Source organism: Thalassospira mesophila (assembly GCF_002115755.1).
Classification (GTDB): domain Bacteria; phylum Pseudomonadota; class Alphaproteobacteria; order Rhodospirillales; family Thalassospiraceae; genus Thalassospira; species Thalassospira mesophila.
On sequence record NZ_JFKA01000001.1, the window covers coordinates 46,766 to 63,553 of the forward strand.

The 16,788-nt window shown below is 55.2% G+C and carries 13 protein-coding genes and 1 riboswitch; of the genes, 5 read left to right on the forward strand and 8 right to left on the reverse strand.

Going from position 1 to position 16,788, the window contains the following annotated elements; translation table 11 throughout:
• Positions 1-194: 194 nt before the first annotated feature.
• The 3 genes from cobN to cobU form a co-directional block, all read right to left on the reverse strand.
• Positions 195-3,971 (reverse strand): cobaltochelatase subunit CobN, encoded by a 3,777-nt coding sequence (cobN, locus tag TMES_RS00175; RefSeq protein WP_085578303.1) that lies wholly within the window; start codon positions 3,969-3,971, stop codon positions 195-197.
• Positions 3,972-4,087: 116 nt separating this feature from the next.
• On the reverse strand, positions 4,088-5,128 hold the full coding sequence (gene cobW / locus TMES_RS00180) for a cobalamin biosynthesis protein CobW (protein WP_085578305.1): 1,041 nt from the start codon (positions 5,126-5,128) through the stop codon (positions 4,088-4,090).
• Between the two features lie 49 nt (positions 5,129-5,177).
• The gene (gene cobU, locus TMES_RS00185; protein WP_085578307.1) at positions 5,178-5,705 is read right to left on the reverse strand and encodes a bifunctional adenosylcobinamide kinase/adenosylcobinamide-phosphate guanylyltransferase; all 528 of its coding nucleotides are present in this window, start codon (positions 5,703-5,705) and stop codon (positions 5,178-5,180) included.
• Positions 5,706-5,769: 64 nt separating this feature from the next.
• Positions 5,770-5,975: riboswitch (cobalamin riboswitch) on the reverse strand.
• Between the two features lie 462 nt (positions 5,976-6,437).
• Between cobU and TMES_RS00190 the strand changes: the two genes are divergently transcribed.
• Complete coding sequence (locus TMES_RS00190) at positions 6,438-7,112, forward strand: hypothetical protein (RefSeq protein WP_085578309.1); 675 nt, start codon at positions 6,438-6,440, stop codon at positions 7,110-7,112.
• A gap of 132 nt (positions 7,113-7,244) precedes the next feature.
• Here the strand turns inward: TMES_RS00190 and TMES_RS00195 are convergent, their stop codons facing one another.
• Positions 7,245-7,862, reverse strand: a complete 618-nt coding sequence (locus TMES_RS00195) for a histidine phosphatase family protein (protein ID WP_085578311.1) — start codon at positions 7,860-7,862, stop codon at positions 7,245-7,247.
• Positions 7,859-8,758 (reverse strand): adenosylcobinamide-GDP ribazoletransferase, encoded by a 900-nt coding sequence (gene cobS, locus TMES_RS00200; protein ID WP_085578313.1) that lies wholly within the window; start codon positions 8,756-8,758, stop codon positions 7,859-7,861. Before cobS ends, TMES_RS00195 begins: the two co-directional genes overlap by 4 nt.
• 119 nt (positions 8,759-8,877) lie before the next feature.
• Here cobS and cobT point away from each other — a divergent pair, with 119 nt between their 5' ends.
• Entirely contained in the window at positions 8,878-9,912 is a 1,035-nt protein-coding gene (gene cobT / locus TMES_RS00205; protein WP_085579706.1) for a nicotinate-nucleotide--dimethylbenzimidazole phosphoribosyltransferase, read from the forward strand.
• A 91-nt stretch (positions 9,913-10,003) separates the two neighbouring features.
• Here cobT and TMES_RS00210 read toward each other — a convergent pair whose 3' ends face one another.
• On the reverse strand, positions 10,004-11,239 hold the full coding sequence (locus TMES_RS00210; RefSeq protein WP_085578315.1) for an EAL domain-containing protein: 1,236 nt from the start codon (positions 11,237-11,239) through the stop codon (positions 10,004-10,006).
• A gap of 409 nt (positions 11,240-11,648) precedes the next feature.
• Here TMES_RS00210 and TMES_RS00220 point away from each other — a divergent pair, with 409 nt between their 5' ends.
• Together TMES_RS00220 and rfaE1 are read left to right on the forward strand one after the other, a co-directional pair.
• Positions 11,649-12,230 carry a D-sedoheptulose 7-phosphate isomerase gene (locus tag TMES_RS00220; RefSeq protein ID WP_085578319.1) on the forward strand — a complete coding sequence of 194 codons (582 nt, stop codon included), beginning with the start codon at positions 11,649-11,651 and terminating at the stop codon, positions 12,228-12,230.
• 103 nt (positions 12,231-12,333) lie between these two features.
• Positions 12,334-13,806 carry a D-glycero-beta-D-manno-heptose-7-phosphate kinase gene (gene rfaE1 / locus TMES_RS00225; protein WP_085578321.1) on the forward strand — a complete coding sequence of 491 codons (1,473 nt, stop codon included), beginning with the start codon at positions 12,334-12,336 and terminating at the stop codon, positions 13,804-13,806.
• Positions 13,807-13,841: 35 nt separating this feature from the next.
• On the opposite strand, the gene TMES_RS00230 is transcribed toward rfaE1, so the two are convergent.
• Both TMES_RS00230 and cbiB read right to left on the reverse strand, forming a co-directional pair.
• Complete coding sequence (locus TMES_RS00230) at positions 13,842-14,420, reverse strand: nucleotidyltransferase family protein (protein WP_085578323.1); 579 nt, start codon at positions 14,418-14,420, stop codon at positions 13,842-13,844.
• A 37-nt stretch (positions 14,421-14,457) separates the two neighbouring features.
• Entirely contained in the window at positions 14,458-15,498 is a 1,041-nt protein-coding gene (gene cbiB, locus TMES_RS00235) for an adenosylcobinamide-phosphate synthase CbiB (protein WP_245835135.1), read from the reverse strand.
• 243 nt (positions 15,499-15,741) lie between these two features.
• Between cbiB and TMES_RS00240 the strand changes: the two genes are divergently transcribed.
• Positions 15,742-16,773, forward strand: a complete 1,032-nt coding sequence (locus TMES_RS00240; protein WP_085578325.1) for a sirohydrochlorin chelatase — start codon at positions 15,742-15,744, stop codon at positions 16,771-16,773.
• Positions 16,774-16,788 lie beyond the last annotated feature (15 nt).

Sequence of the window (16,788 nt, forward strand, 5' to 3'; positions counted from 1 at the left end):
TTTAACCGGCTGTGTTCGCCGCTGCGTCCCGGCCCCTAATGGGGTGACTCTTCGCCCAACCAAGGGTTAATAATCTATTAACGCATAAATCACCCGTTTTCGAAACGTTAAACTTTACCCAAATGTTCCGAAATGCCACTTTTTGGGGTCAAATCGCCAGCCAACCACAATATGCAGGTGCTACGATATTGTTTCTATTTCGATTTAATTTCCAGATCCACTGCAACGCTGTTGCGCTTTGGTTGCCATAACCCCCGGTCAATGGCCTCGGCCAGCCGGTCGCGAATGTCTTTAAGGGCATCGGGGTTATGGGTGGCGATAAAATCGCGCACCGCGTCGTCACCCAGATAGGCATCATAGACCAGATCAAAATGATGGTTGGCGACACAGCGCGCGGTCGCGGCAAAGGCAAACAGGTAATCTACCGTTGCCGCCATCTCGAACGCGCCCTTATAGCCGTGGCGCATCACGCCCGCGATCCATTTGGGATTCACCACGCGCGCACGTACCACACGGGCAATTTCTTCGTCCAAAGTACGGATTTTCGGGCTTTCGGGGCGGGAATGGTCATTATGATAAACCACCGGTTGCTGGCCCGATATATGGCGCACCGCCGATGTCATTCCGCCTTCGAACTGATAATAATCGTCGGAATCGAGCAAATCATGCTCGCGGTTATCCTGATTATGAACAATGGCATCCACCGCCCCCAACCGGGTTTCAAAAACATCGCGGGCGGCCTCACCGCTGGCCCCGTTGCCATAGGCATAACTGCCCCATGCCAGATAGGCATCGGCAAGATCGGCTTCGTTTTCCCACAGTTTTTCATCGATCATCGCCTGCAAACCGGCCCCATAGGCCCCCGGTTTGGAGCCAAAAACCCGAAACGCCGCCTGTCGTTCGGCCAAAACGGCATCGACACCATCGGCTGTCAGCTTGGCTGTTTCGGCGCGAACCCGCACGGCAATCGGGTTCATGTCGGCGGGTTCATCGCGCAGGGCGGCCACCGCGCGCACGGCACTGTCAAACAAATCGATCAGGCCGGGAAAGGCATCACGGAAAAAGCCGGAAATGCGCAGGGTAATGTCAATGCGCGGTCGGCCCAATAACGTGATCGGGATAATTTCAAACCCGGTCACCCGGCGCGATGCGGAATCCCATGTTGGTTTCACCCCCATCATCGCCATCGCCTGGGCAATGTCATCGCCGCCGGTGCGCATGTTGCTAGTGCCCCACACCGACAAGCCAAGGGCCGCAGGCCATTCGCCATGTTCCTGCACATGACGTTCCAGCAACAATTCGGCCGACTTCCACCCCAATTGCCAAGCTGCCGGGGTAGGCACCGTTCGGGTATCAACCGAATAAAAGTTCCGCCCGGTCGGCAAGACATCGGGCCTGCCCCGTGTCGGCGCGCCCGATGGCCCCGGCTCGACAAACTTGCCCGCCAGCCCGCGCAAAAGCCCGTTAATTTCAGCAGCCCCGCACTGGATTATGGCCGGGCGCAGGGATGTTTCGATATCGTAAATAACATCCGTGGTCTGAACCCATTCAACGGGTGCGAATTTTTCCCCCGCAACCAAATCCATTGCCAGCAATTCCAGCCGCTCCACCGTATCGCCATTGGTGCGCCATGCCCCGCATACCGCATCATAATCACACAAGACCTGCGGGCGGTCCCCTTGCCACACATCGCCCATAATACAATCAAGCGGGTCAAACGCCGCTTCAAGGTTTGGCAGCAAATCGCGCACCAGCGCACGGTGCAGCGAAGCCGTTGCCCCGGCATCCTTGCCACGCGGCAGGCGGGCAAGGGCCACCAGCAAATCGGTCAACAGGCGTCCTTCCGGGGCTTTGCCAAAAATGTGCAAGCCGTCACGGATTTGCAATTCTTTCAGCTCGCACAAATAATTGTCGAGTTTTGCCAAGGCAGATTCTTCGTCTTCGCCCGGTGCAATGCCGCAATCGCGGTCCAGCCCGATGCGCACAGCCAGTTCCAGAATATCGCGCTTCAAAATCTTTAACCGGCGCGGATCAACCGCCGCGGCCTCGTAATATTCATCAACCAAAGCTTCCATATCCTTAAGCGGGCCGTAACTTTCGGCACGGGTAAGTGGCGGGGTAAGGTGGTCGATAATCACGGCCTGTGCGCGACGTTTGGCCTGTGTGCCTTCGCCCGGATCGTTAACGATAAACGGGTATAAATGCGGGGTGGGGCCAAAAACAGCCTCGGGAAAGCAATTTTCCGATAAGGCCAGCGATTTGCCCGGCAGCCATTCCATATTGCCATGTTTGCCAAAATGAATAATGGCATGGGCATCAAAGCTGTGCCGCAGCCAGATATAAAAGGCGAAATAGCTGTGCGGTGGCACCAGATCAGGCGAATGATAACTTTCTAACGGGTCGATATTATAGCCCCGTGCCGGTTGCAGCCCGATCACGACATTGCCCATGGGCACAATCGATAAAACAAAATCTTCCTGTGCTGTCCGATAAAACGGGTCTGTTTCCGGCGCGCCCCAACGATCAGTAACCTGAGTACGAATAGAAACGGGCAGGGCCGCAAACGCCGCACGATAATCGGCCAGCGGCAAAGTCACACGCACTACACGCTGACCCAGCGATTTAAAATCATTGGTTGGCCCGGCTTTGACCCGGGCAATCAAATCCGCGCCATCATCGGGCATGTCGCACATATCATATCCGGCGGCCTGCATGGCGTGCAGGGTTTCCATCATCCCCGCAGGCGTATCAAGGCCCACCCCGTTGCCAAGGCGGGCATCGCGGTTAGGGTAATTTGCCATCACCATGGCCACCCGTTTATCGGCCACCGGGGTTTGGCGCAACCACACCCAGTTTGCCGCCAGTCGGGCCACAAACCCCACCCGGTCGGCCACCGGGATATATTTAACCAGATCGATTTGTGTTAACGCATCACGCCCGGCAGATCCCTTAAACGAAATGGCGCGGGAAAATATCCGTCCGTCCACCTCGGGCAGGGCGACATTCATGGCGATATCGCGTGCGGCCAGCCCGTTCACCCCATCGCGCCATGCCGCCTCGCTGCCACCCGATAATACCACCTGCATCACCGGTGCATCGACCGCGTCAAACGGGCCTTCGCCGCGCACGGCACCGGGCACGGCAAGGGCAAAACCAGTGGTATTTAAAATCAGGTCTGATCGCGATTGCGCCAGCCAGTCTGCCACCAGGGCCGCTGCCACCGGGTCCTTCAAACTGGAAACAAAAACCGGCAGGGCGTTAATCCCGGCCCCGTCCAGCGCGCCAATCATGGCGTCAATCACATCAAGATTACCGGCCTGAACCAGCGCACGGTAAAACACAATTGCCGCCACCGGGCGATCTGCGTGCCATTTGGTCCCAATTTCGGCCAGCGACACACCCGTCGTGCCGGGCCAATAGAGACCGGCCTTAACCAAGGAGGCCGGGGGTTGCCAGTGCCAGTCGGCATCAGGGGTCAAGTGTTCATAAACATATCGCAACAAATTGCTGGCATTGCCCGGCCCGCCTTCGACCAGATACCGCCAGATTTGTTGCCACGCCTGACCTTTCAGGGTTGAAAGCGAAAGCATGTCGCCATCAGGCTGGTCATCGCCGGGCAGCAAAACCAGCGGAATATCACGGTCGCGCGCATGGGCAACCAGTTGTTCAACGCCGTATTCCCAATAACCACGCCCGCCCAGCACCCGCACAATGATAAACCGGGCATGGGACACCACATCATCAAGATACAGATCAACCGACATGTTATGGCCCAGCTGCAATAAACTGGCCAGGCGCAACGACGGAATATTGCCGTCAAATTCCGCATGTAAACCGGTTTGCGCCGATGCCAGACAGGCCAGTTCGGATTCTGCCGCCGACAGGATAACAACATCGCCGGGGCTTTGCCCCAGATCGACGGCTTCGCTGCCATCGGTGATCGTGCCCGGCTGTGCGGCAAGTAAGTGCATAAAACGAAACCTGTCTGGTAAAATGGGCGTCGAAATACCGGCAGAGGCAAAACCCTGCCGGTCAAAAAAACAGGGCGGGGTAACGCAATATCATCCCCCCGCCCGTACTATCTTTTTCAGGCGGCCAAAATGGCCTTGGCAATGGCGGACTGGTCCATATCGTGCAAGCCAATCACCACCAGACGCGACTGACGGGTTTCACCTTGCTGCCACGGGCGATCAAAATAGCGCTGAAACCGTTCACCAACCCCTTGCACCACATGGCGCATGGCCTTGCCCGGCACATTGACAAACCCCTTGATGCGCAGCACGTCAAAGTCACGCACCACCGCGATCAGGCGTTGTTCCAGTGCTGCCGGGTCGGTAACGTCATCGAGTGTGACGACGAAACTTTTAAAATCATCATGATCGTGTTCATGGCCGTCATCATGGTGGGATGGGCGGCTATCAAGGTCATCCTCGGCGGCGGCACCCAGGCCTAACAAAACGGCATTTTCAATCCGCGCATGGTCGGTCGATATGATCTTGACCGAGGGGCGCTTCAGCTCTGCCCGAATATCGGCTTCAACCTTGGCCAGTTCGTCACTGGTTAAAAGGTCGATCTTGTTAAGAACCACCATGTCGGCACAATGAAGCTGTTCTTCAAACAGTTCCTCCAGCGGGCTTTCATGGTCCAGATTATCATCGGCTTCGCGCAGCGCCTGAACCGCATCATGGTCATGGGCAAACAACCCGTCACGCAGGGCAGCAGCATCCAGCACCGCCACCACACCATCGACCGTAACGCGCGAGCGGATTTCCGGCCAGTTGAACGCCTTTACCAGTGGCTTAGGCAGGGCCAGACCAGAAGTTTCGATAACGATATGATCTGGCGGGGTATCACGATCGAGCAATTTTTGCATGGTCGGCACAAAGTCATCGGCAACCGTGCAGCAAATGCAACCGTTGGACAGCTCGACCACATCTTCCTCGGCACAGCCTTCAATGCCACAGCCATTGATGACTTCCATATCAACGCCGACATCGCCAAATTCATTAATGATCAGGGCAATGCGTTTGCCACCGGCATTTTGCAGCATGTTACGGATCATGGTGGTTTTGCCAGCCCCCAAAAAGCCGGTAATCACGGTAGCGGGAATTTTACCCAAATGCGCCATAGTCTTTAAATCCTTGATAAAATCGGATGTTCAAACATCGGATATGAAATTATTTAACTGCCATCGGAATGCCCGCAACCACCAGGGTCACCCGGCTGGCAAGGGCGGCAATGCGTTGATGCAAGCGCCCGGCATGGTCGCGAAAGGCCCGTGCCATGGCATTTTCGGGCACAATGCCAAAGCCAACCTCGTTTGACACCAGCAATACTGGTAAAGCCAGCCTTGGCAACAGATCGCACAGCTGATCTATTTCCTGATCAATATTGTCTTCATTGATCATAAGGTTGGTCAGCCACAGGGTCAGACAATCGACCAGAACCGGTCCTTCGCTGTCGTGATCAAGGCGCGACAGCACCGCGCATAAATCCAGCGGTTCCTCGATCGTCGCCCAAAGCGAGCCACGGCGTTGTTTATGATGGTTGATCCGCTCGACCATTTCATCATCCCAGGCGCGACCGGTGGCAATATAGGTGCCCCCGCCGGCAGCAACGACCAGATCTTCGGCAAATTTGCTTTTGCCAGAACGCGCGCCCCCCAAAACAAGGTGAACGCCGTTTTCAATGACAGTTGGGGCCATGGCCCGTTTGTTCCTTGCGCTATGGTCTCCACCCGAGACCCGATTGCAGTTGATCCCGCGATCCTCGCGGTTATCGCCTTTGGCAGGTTTCCTGGCTTCGGGCATGTCGGTTATTTCCCTTCCCAAAGGATTTTCAAAGCAATCCTTCAGTGGGCGGCAGGGCAAGCCCACCACAAATAACCCGTCCCGATACAGTTGCGGGGGCAGCACCGGCCTTGCACCGGATTTCCCATCACCAAACAGCGACGCACCCTAGCCCAAAAGACTCCTCAATAGAAGAGCCCGCATCACGCCCGCAAATTTCGCCCATTAGGCGCACGGAGGATTTTGCGCAGTCGTCATGGTTGTTATTTATAATAAAATCAGCAGGTTGGGAAAAATTCATGCCCCGGATCAAATCCTGCTTGCCCGCAAGAAATCGCGACTTGTCCGGCGGGTTTAAAACGGGCCGGTTTCTGCTGATTTTGCATTGTAAAAGCGGTTGGAAATATCAATCCCGGGCGAAGGATCCGGGTACTCATACTTAAGGAATACGGGGTTCCTAGACGAAAGGTCAGTATTTGTAAGAATTGATGTGTTGAGGACGGTATTCCTTTGAGAGAACATCACAACAACAAAAATACGGAATGGAATTTGCCGATATATCGAACACACCGGGAAAACCCGGGTGTAGGGGAACCGAGCGCTGTCTGCTGACCATCATTCCAGATAACAACAAAATTGTTTGTCCCAATGGCTTTAGAAAAATATGTCGAAAGAATTCGCGCGCAGGAACTCCTGATCTGGCAAACCACGTCGCGCCGTGACATGTGGACGAAGCTGCTTGATCGTCTGCAAAACGAGGCACCCTATTTCTCCAGTTTTCTGGCGCAACACGCAGACGAACAAGACGTGGTCTTGCGCCGTCGCCAGGTTCGCACGCTTTACAAGGCCAACCCCGAACTGGGTATGGTTGCGGCCATTATCTGGGCGCATGCCAGAGGCATCCGCGTCAACGCATTATCCTTGCTGGTCCGTGATTTGCAAGCTCTGGTGACTTTGTTTGATCGCGATAATTTTGACGACGACGCCTTGAACCATTTGCTGGGCCAGCCCGGCATTTCGGTGCCCACCGCCAGCAAAATGCTCTCGGCCTGTGGCAAAAAATACGGCGGCATTCCGGCCGCCATTCTTGACGATGCCATTTCGAATGCCATCGAAAGTTCCGAGTTTGCCGAAGATTTTCCCCGCACCAATCGCTTGCGCGGCAAAACCCGCAGCCGCCCGCTGGAATATTACAAATCCTATCTTGCCGATCTGCATGACCTTGCCGTGCAGCACGACATTGGTCACGATAACCTCGACCGGTTTTTGTCTGAATTCGCCGCCAATGCCAGCAGCGACGAACACGCCCGCAAATCAGCCTGATCCGCCCGAATCAAACCGGCCATTGTTCCTTATACCCGCAATGGCCGGGCGGTTACGGGATCACACGCGCCCTATAGCCTTCAAAGGCACCTGCTGTGTCATGCCCATCGATGAGCGGGACAAGGGGCAACATCAGCCCACACCCCCCAGATTAATGCCGCCAATGCGCCATCCCGCATTATCTGGCGCATCAAGATAATCCAGCCGGGTAACCGACAAAGGCGGAATGTCAAACATCAAGGCCCGCTCGGGCGCAAGCCCCAGAATACCTGCCAGAATGGCGCGAATTGTGCCGCCATGCACAACGGCGACAATGTTTTTCCCCGTATAATGCCTGTTCAGCGCGCGAAATACCGGGTTAACCCGATCAATTAACTGGCCAAAACTTTCCCCTTCCGGCGGCTGCGCATGGGCGTAGTCATCCCAAAACGCCTGGGTTTGCGGGGCAGGGATATCGTCCCAGCACAGACCCTCCCATGCGCCAAAATCCTGTTCGGCCAATTCTGGGACAATATGAATATCGGACAGATCCATAAAATTACCCGCCAGCCGTTTCATGCTTTCAACGCTGCGCGACAAATGACTGGTAACTGCAACGGCATCGGCGGGAAGCATCGCTGCCACACGGGCAAGGGTTGCCTCATCATCAAAAACGGCAGGCAAATCGCTGCGCCCATAGATCACACCACGCGGATTATCGACCGGTGCATGGCGCACCAGCCACCAGCGGGTCAGGGTCAAATCGTTCATCCTGCCACCCGGATTGTCACCGAAATAATGGCGATCATGACGAAAATTTCGGCAATAATCTGAACGCTTCCCAACACATCGCCGCTTTGACCGCCAATTTGCCATTGGGCGGTTTTTCCCACCACCAGGCACGCCACGGCCACGGCCAGCAAGCAGGCCAGCATCATAACGGCACCGCCCAAAATCATGGCTCCGCCAATAACAATCCACAGCGCTACCAAAAACGGCACCATGCCGGGGCGCCCGGCCCCCCGGCCCAAACCGTCGGGTCGGGCAGGGCGTAGAACAATCATTAAAACCGGTATTGCCAGGCGCGAAAACATCGCCGCCAACAGCAAAGTCGTCATGAAAATTCCGGCATCGAACGCCTGGGTCAGCAGCAAAATTCGCGCAGCAAAAACCAGTGCCAGCGCCACAACACCATAACTGCCAATTCGGCTGTCGCGCATGATCGCCAGTTTTTTCTCGCGCGTGGTACCCCCACCAAAACCATCGGCGCAATCGGCAATGCCATCTTCATGCAGCGACCCGGTTAGCAACACCATGGCCACAATCGCGCCTAAGGCTGCCAATGCCCCGTTGCCCGTCAACCATGCGACCATCAGCGCGGGTAAAACCGCAACCCCGGATAATAAAACCCCGATCAGCGGCCAGCACCAGACCGACCGGGCAATGCAGGCAGCCTGAAAGGATACATTCGATGGAAAAGACCACGGCACGCGCGACAATAACATAAGCCCGCGGGCAAAATCCCCCGTCAGCACCGCCTGAAAACTGTCCGCATCCGAATTTTCGTCCGTTGTCGGGTCAGGATCACGGGTTATGTCAGTTAGCGCGGCGTCCGCCGGGGCTTCCTGATTTAAGGGATCGTCATACGAAGATGGTTTTTGGGGCACCGGTGTTTTCCGATTTTCAAACTGGCAATTTGGCTCTGCGCAGACTAATCATGGTCCGCAACAAAGCCAAGCATCATTGCCCCACCCTTGGCCATTCCTGCCGCCCGGAGACCAAATTCATGTTCGATCCCAAACAACCCCCGCAAAACCTTGATGATATCCGCGCCCTGCTGCGCGACCTTCCCGAGGCTGACACCGCCGCGCGTGACGCCGTTTTGGCGCGCGAACCGAACCTGACCAAACCCGCAGGGTCACTTGGCCGTCTTGAGGAAATCAGCCTGTGGCTGGCAAGCTGGCAGGGCAATGCCAAACCGCGTGCTACCCGCCCGCGCGTGACCATTTTTGCCGGTAGCCACGGTGTCTGCGACCAGGGTGTTTCGGCGTTTCCGGCTAGTGTGAACCAGCAAATGGTGGAAAATTTCATCAATGGCGGGGCGGCGATTAACCAGATTTGCAAGGCGGTGGATGCCGAATTGCGCGTGATGGAAGTGGCCCTTGAAATTCCCACTAATGATTTCAGCCGCGAAGCCGCGATGCTTGACGAAGATTGTGCCGAAGCCATGGCCTTTGGCATGAGCGCGGTTGAACCCGGCATTGATATTTTTGTGCCCGGTGAAATGGGCATTGGCAACACCACAGCAGCGGCCGCCATTGCGCATGCTTTGTTTGGCGGCACCCCGGCTGACTGGACCGGACGGGGAACCGGCATTGATGATGCGACCCTTGAGCGTAAAACCAGGGTGGTCGGCGATGCGGTTATTTTACACCGCAACCAGATGAATGACGGACTGGACGTTTTACGCTGTGTTGGCGGGCGCGAAATTGCCGCCATGGCCGGGTCAATTCTGGCCGCACGGTTCCTGCGTGTGCCGGTGGTGCTTGATGGCTATGTATCGTGCGCGGCGGCGGCCACTTTGTTTAAAATGCGCGAAGATGCGCTTGACCACTGCCTGATCGGGCATATGTCGGTGGAACCGGGCCATAAAAGCCTGGTCGAAAAACTGGGTAAAAAGCCGTTGCTGGAATTTAACATGCGCCTTGGCGAAGGGTCCGGGGCGGCGCTGACATTGCCACTGCTGCGCGCAGCTGCCGAATGTCATAACGGCATGGCAACGTTTGAAACCGCCCATGTCAGCACCGGCAAAGACAGCTAATTACACACGGTCCAATTGGTCGCTGCAGTCTGCTATCCGTGATCGACCTGACCAAACCGCTTTGGCACCGCCAGATACCCTTCTGGCGGTGTTATTTTTTGGTCCGCGCGTATTCATTAAGCAGTTGCTCGACATGGCGGCCCTGAAACATGGTGATGTTGACCGAATGGCCAAAATCAATCGCAGACTGGTCATCACAGCGGCACATAATCACGCGGGTATCACCAGCGGCGTTAATTGCATCGCGAATTTCATCAACCTTTTCAGGGGGCAGATCGTTCATTTCCGGCGCCCACATCAATTTGATCGTATCAACACCCAGCTTGTTACGGTTGATATAGGGCAGGGACAGATGGCTGATGCCATCAATGCTGATACGATACCCCCGGTCCCGGCAAAAATCGCGGGCAAAGAAATAGGCCCCCAGATCGGCAAAAATATCGATCTTTTGCAGTTCCAGCACAATCGTCCCGCGCTGCCCGGCTTTGACATTGCTGTCAAAGGTCAAAAATTCCGGCGAAAGCAGCGTCGATACATTCAAATTAATGCTGACCGACCCGGAAACGCTGGTGTCGTTGGTGCGTGACAGAAGTGCCAGCATCCGGCGGTCGAGAATTTCGGTCAGATGCTGAAACAGCCAGCGATTGGACGTTACATTCACGTCGGGCAACAAGGTATGTTGCAAATCGCGGATCGAAATAAACAATTCGTGGAAAACCGGCGTTGGCTGGGCCCCGCCAACCACGGCGCAAATGGCCTGTCGGCGCATCAGGTTCGATAAATCGGCCCGACGCAAAGATTCATCAATTCGGCTGAGGATTTTTGGTGTAAGCGGCATGCCATCCTGATTCTGATCAGCCACATCGTTATGACGCTGGGCTGCCTCGCTAACAGGTTTTTCACGCTCGGCATTGCTGCGCACCAGACGCTGGGTCAGATGCAGAAAATCCTTATATTCCTTATCGACATCAAAAAAGTCGGTAAAGCTGGCCGGTTCGCCATCAGGATCCTTGTTGTCGCTTAACAGCGGGTCATCGTTAAACAAAAACTTCAGACGAAAAATCGCGGCATTCACGTCATCGACACGGGTCTGGTCAAAAATAAAAATGACATCCTGATTGGTCAGGAAAAACAACCGCCCCGTAACAATCGGAACCAGGTCTTCAAACGCGGTCATGCAGGTGCGAATATGATGTTCGCGCCGGTTATAGTTTTGCAGCTTTGAAATATGCACATGCACCGCACCCACGCCCTGCTTGCGACGTTCAAGCCGCCGGACATAATCAACCAGAAATGCTTCGGGTGAAGGTAGGGCACTATCAGACATGTTTACTCAATTGCTTACATAATCAAACCGGAAAAATTTGGATTCCGTAACAATATAACTGTTTAACGTTAACAGCATATGTATCCAAGCACCCACAATTGTCGAACAATTTCTTGAAAGCTTCCAGTTCAATCAGCCTGATAAGCCGTAGCCACACACAAACCAAAGTGCTAGTTTCGCCGCGATCATAACCTTGTGAGGGATTGTGGATTGATATATGGCGATGCAGATGCGTCGTGATAACCGCCCCTGGCGAATTTTCGGGCTGAAATTAAAATGGCGCTTAACACCGCATTCAAATGACAGGCCTTTTTGCTTATAGGGGTGCGCGATATTAATCCCGACCGCTTCCATGACCAGATCACATGATGTGCCTGATACTTTCAAAAATTAAGATATGAGCCGAAAAATGGACATTAACACGTTTTTTGATGCCGAATTTGACGAGCATTTTGATCTGGTCAACAAAACCCGCGAGGCCACCCGCGACCCTTTTATCAAGCTGGTTGACCTGTGCGCCGATGCCTTTAATGCCGGTAACAAATTGATGTTTTTCGGCAATGGTGGATCTGCGGGCGATGCCCAGCACATCGCCACCGAATTTACCGTTCGTTACGTCAATAACCGGCGCGCCCTTCCTGCCATCGCACTGACCACCGACAGCTCAGCCCTTACCGCCATTGGCAATGATTTTGGTTTTGATCATTTGTTTGAACGCCAGATCGAAGCTTTGGGAAAACCCGGTGATATCGCCATTGGCATTTCAACATCGGGCAACAGCAAAAACGTTAATCTGGCTTTGCAAAAGGCCCGTGAAATGGGCCTGATCGCCACCGGCTGGACCGGGCGTTCGGGCGGCGAGATGGCCGCGTTGTGCGACCCGGTTATGATTGTGCCAAGCCAAACCACGGCGCGGATTCAGGAAATGCACATCATGCTGGGCCAGATGCTGGTCGGCATTTTAGAATACCGGCTGGGCCTGCGCGACTAGTTTGCGCCGCATGGCCCGAAAGGCCCATCGCGCCCTGCATATTCCCGTTATTGTCTGTTATCGCCTGCCAGATCAGACCCCATAAAAGCCGAAAGAGCCCCCCATGAGCGATCTTAGCCACCTTGCCCGTCTGGTCGAAGATTTGGGCACTGCCAAAATCCTGTGTATTGGCGATGTCATGCTCGACCGGTTTGTGTATGGCGCGGTCACGCGGATTTCGCCCGAAGCCCCCATTCCTGTTATTCGGGTACAGCGCGAAAGCGCGATGCTGGGCGGGGCGGGCAATGTGGTGCGCAATGCCACCGCCCTTGGCGCATCGGTTAAATTCCTGTCGATGGTGGGCGATGATTTACCCGGCCGCGAGGTAATGGAATTTGTTGCGGGCGATAAACTGGTCGAACCCTATATCCAGATCGAACGCAACCGCCCGACCACGATTAAAACCCGCTTTATCGCGGGTGGCCAACAATTATTACGATCCGATAACGAAACCACACTGCCCCCATCTGCCACAACGCTTACCCATGTGGGTGAACTGGCCGCACAGCTAACACCCGATGTAAACGCCATTGTTTTGTCGGATTATGGCAAGGGCCTTGTCGATGCCCATATCGTTAGCGCGACCATTGCCGCCGCCCGTGCCGCAGGAAAAACCGTTATTGTTGACCCCAAAGGCAATGATTACAGCCGCTATCGCGGGGCGACACTGGTGACCCCCAACCGGGCCGAAGCCGAAGCCGCCACCGGCATTGCGGTAAACAGTGATGACGATGCAGTGCGCGCGGCCCGCCATATCATTGAAAATTGCGACATCGAAAATGTCCTGCTAACCCGCAGCCAGGACGGCATGACGCTGGTATCTTCCAACGGCGATGTCCTTCATTTACCGACCGAAGCCCGCGAAGTTTATGACGTTTCAGGTGCCGGCGACACCGTGGTGGCCTGCCTTGCCGCCAGCATTGCCGCAGGCAGCAGCATCGCCGATGCCGCGCGCATTGCCAATGTTGCCGCCGGTATTGTGGTCGGTAAAATCGGCACCGCCATTGTTTACCCCGACGAACTGATCACGTTGTTGCATCATCATGACCTTATGATTGGCGAAGCAAAACTGATGAAGCTGGACCGCATGGTCGACCGGGTCGAACGCTGGCGGCGCAAAGGTTACAAGGTTGGCTTTACCAATGGCTGCTTTGATTTGCTTCATCCGGGCCATATCAGCCTGTTGCAACAGGCACGTTCGCAATGTGACCGGCTGGTGATCGGCCTTAATTCCGATGCCTCGGTCAAACGGTTAAAGGGTGAAACCCGCCCGGTCCAGTCCGAAGCCGCCCGTGCGGCGGTTCTGGGCTCGCTTGAAACCGTCAGCGGCGTGGTTATTTTTGATGAAGATACCCCGCTCGACGTTATTTCAGCCTTAAAACCCGATATTTTGGTCAAAGGGGCGGATTACACCGTCGAAACCGTGGTTGGGGCCGATATTGTTCAGGGATATGGCGGCAAAGTCTTTTTGGCCCAGCTGGCCGATGGCTTTTCAACCACATCAACCATTGCGCGGATGAACCGCAAACCAGACTGACCCCCGTTTATTTCGACATCAAATCGATTTAACGGCTATCTATCCGGCCATGGCTGGATAGATAGCTGTGGCCAGATTTTACCCCAGCGACCGGTTTTCTGGCGGTAAACATCCCCAACCGGCAAAACCGGGTTGGGCACCACCCGGCCCGCCATCACGTTTTCCAAACCAAAGGGCGCGTGGACATAACAATCGCCATCCGGCTGTTGCGCAATGCCAATGGCAGTTGTCTGATAAGCAAAACGGGCAATGCCATCCGCCGCACAGCTAACCGGGCCATACGGAAAACCGTATTTGGCTTCATACCAGATCGGCACCCGGGCGTGATTGCGAATTTCAACCCGCACCGGTAAATCGGCAAACAAATCGGCAGTTTGCGCAATCACCCGGTCTTCAGCCTCAAACGACGTATCGGCATCGAAATAAAACAGGTCATAGTCGGCAATATGGGCATCCATCGCAAACCCGGCCTGAAGGTTCCACACGGTTTGCGCAAGGCAACCTGCGGTTAACCACCAATCCGCCAAGCCAACCGTCGCCATCCGGTTCAGGATTACGTCGTTATTCGGGTTCTGGCGCACCATTGCCAAAAATCGGGCTTCAATATCGCGCATCCTGTCACCATCCTGCCACCACCCCCGGTTACGACACCTACCGGTTCAACGCCAACCAGATCAGTACCGGCCATAACCCGTTTAACACACATGCCAGCACAAACACCCGCAAGGCCGCGCGAATATCATCGGGCGAGGCATTGCGCCGCCCATCCCCAATATAGGGATCGCGGACAATTTCGCTGCCATACTGGCGCGGCCCGGCCAGTGACAGGCCCAACCCACCTGCCATCGCCGCTTCCTGCCAACCGGCATTGGGCGATTTATGTTTACGCGCATCACGCCACATGGTGCGCCAGGCGCGGGTACCGGCACTCAGCCCCAGCGAAATCAGCACTGCCAAACACACAAGCCCGCCCGCCAGCCGGGCGGGAATAAAATTAACCACATCATCAAGCCGGGCAGCAAAACGGCCAAAATACAAATAACGCCGGTTGCGATGGCCGATCATGGAATCCAGGGTATTAATTGCCTTGTAAACACACAACCCAATCGGCCCGGCAACAGCAAACCAGAACAAAGGCGCCACCACCCCGTCGGAAAAGTTTTCCGAACAGCTTTCAATCGCCGCCCGGCTCACCCCGGCATGGTCCAGACTGGCCGGGTCGCGCCCGACAATCATGGAAACCGCCTGCCTTCCGGCAGCAAGCCCGTCATGCTCCAGCGTATCGGCCACAATCGCAACATGCTGATACAGGCCCTTTTGCGCAATCAGCACACCTAACAGGAAAATTTCCGCCACAATGCCCGACGGTGCATTTACCGCCCATAACTGCACCAGCCCGCCCGCAGCCCCGGCAACGACCAGAACCATAAATACAGTCACAGCCCCGCGAAACAGCCGGTCGCCATTGCTGCGTTCGGGGCGGTTCAGGCGTTTTTCAAAAAATGAAATCAGCTTGCCGATCCACACCACCGGGTGCGAAATGCGCGAAAACAGCCACGGCATGTCGCCCGCGATGCCATCCAGAGCCACACCCAGAATGATGACGATCACGCCAAAACTGTAAATGCCCGGTAACGGGACCAAAAAACTGAAAAATGCCTGTTCCATCGCCGCAAGATGCGGTGCTTGCAAGGCTTCGTCAATATGACATTGCAGGCAATGATCGGGGCCTTGTTGGCAAATAAGATAAATGCCTCCGGCACTTGGCGGCAATTATAAAACGGACCTGCGCTGGCAAAAGGCCGATTACCAAAGCTGCTGCTTGCATTCATCGGTTCAATCGGGGAAAACGTGGGAGACATCGGGCGGCGGCACGCAAAATTCCCGGCGTGTTTGGGCCGTAATGAGCAGAGAGCAAAAAAAGGAGCAGCCTTTATGTCCCCCAAAGGTGCGGTAATGATTTGCGGCCACGGTTCGCGCGACGAACGGGCTGTTTCACAGTTCAACAATATGGTTGAACAAATGAAACAAACCCATTTAGCCGATTACGATGTCGAAAGCGGCTTTCTGGAATTTGCCCATCCGATTTTGCGCGACGGGTTTGAAAAGCTGAAAGCCCTTGGCCACAAAAAGATTTATGCGCTGCCGGGCATGCTGTTTGCCGCCGGTCATGTTAAAAATGACCTGCCCAGCGAGGTCAATAATTTTGACCATGAAAACCCCGATATCACGGTAAAATTTGGCCGCGATCTGGCGATTGACCCCAAATTGCTGCGTGCCAGTGCCGATCGCATCGAAGAAGCGCTGGCCACCACCGATGACAGCATTGCGCGCAAAGACACGCTGCTAATGGTCGTCGGGCGCGGCACCAACGACCCCGATGCCAATTCCAATGTCTATAAGGTCGCCCGCATGTTGCAAGAAGGCATGGGGTTTGGCCGGGTTGAAATCAGCTATTCCGGGGTGGCGCATCCGCGCGTGAATGCCGGGCTGCGCGAAGCCATGAAACTTGGCTATAAACGGGTTGTGGTGTTTCCGTATTTCCTGTTTGTCGGCATTCTGATCGACCGGATTTACAGCCACACCGACGAAGTGACCGCCGAATTCCCCGATGTTGAATTTATCAAGGCATCCTACCTGGCAGACCACCCTTTGGTGCTGGAATGTTTTGCCGAACGGCTGGCCGAAATTGATACTGGCGACAACAATATGAACTGCCAGCTGTGCAAATACCGCGAACAGATCATTGGTTATGAAGGCGATGTTGCCACCCCGCAGGTCGGTCATCATCACCATGTCATGGGCATTGGCACCGACGGGCACAGCCATGATCACGGGCATGGACACAGTCATGGCAACAGCCACGGCCATTCTCACGACCACGGTCCCTCACATGGCCATGATCACGGACATAGCGATCACAGCCACGACCATACACACGACACTGCCGAAAAAACCGGCAAATAAAACCGCCAGAACAAA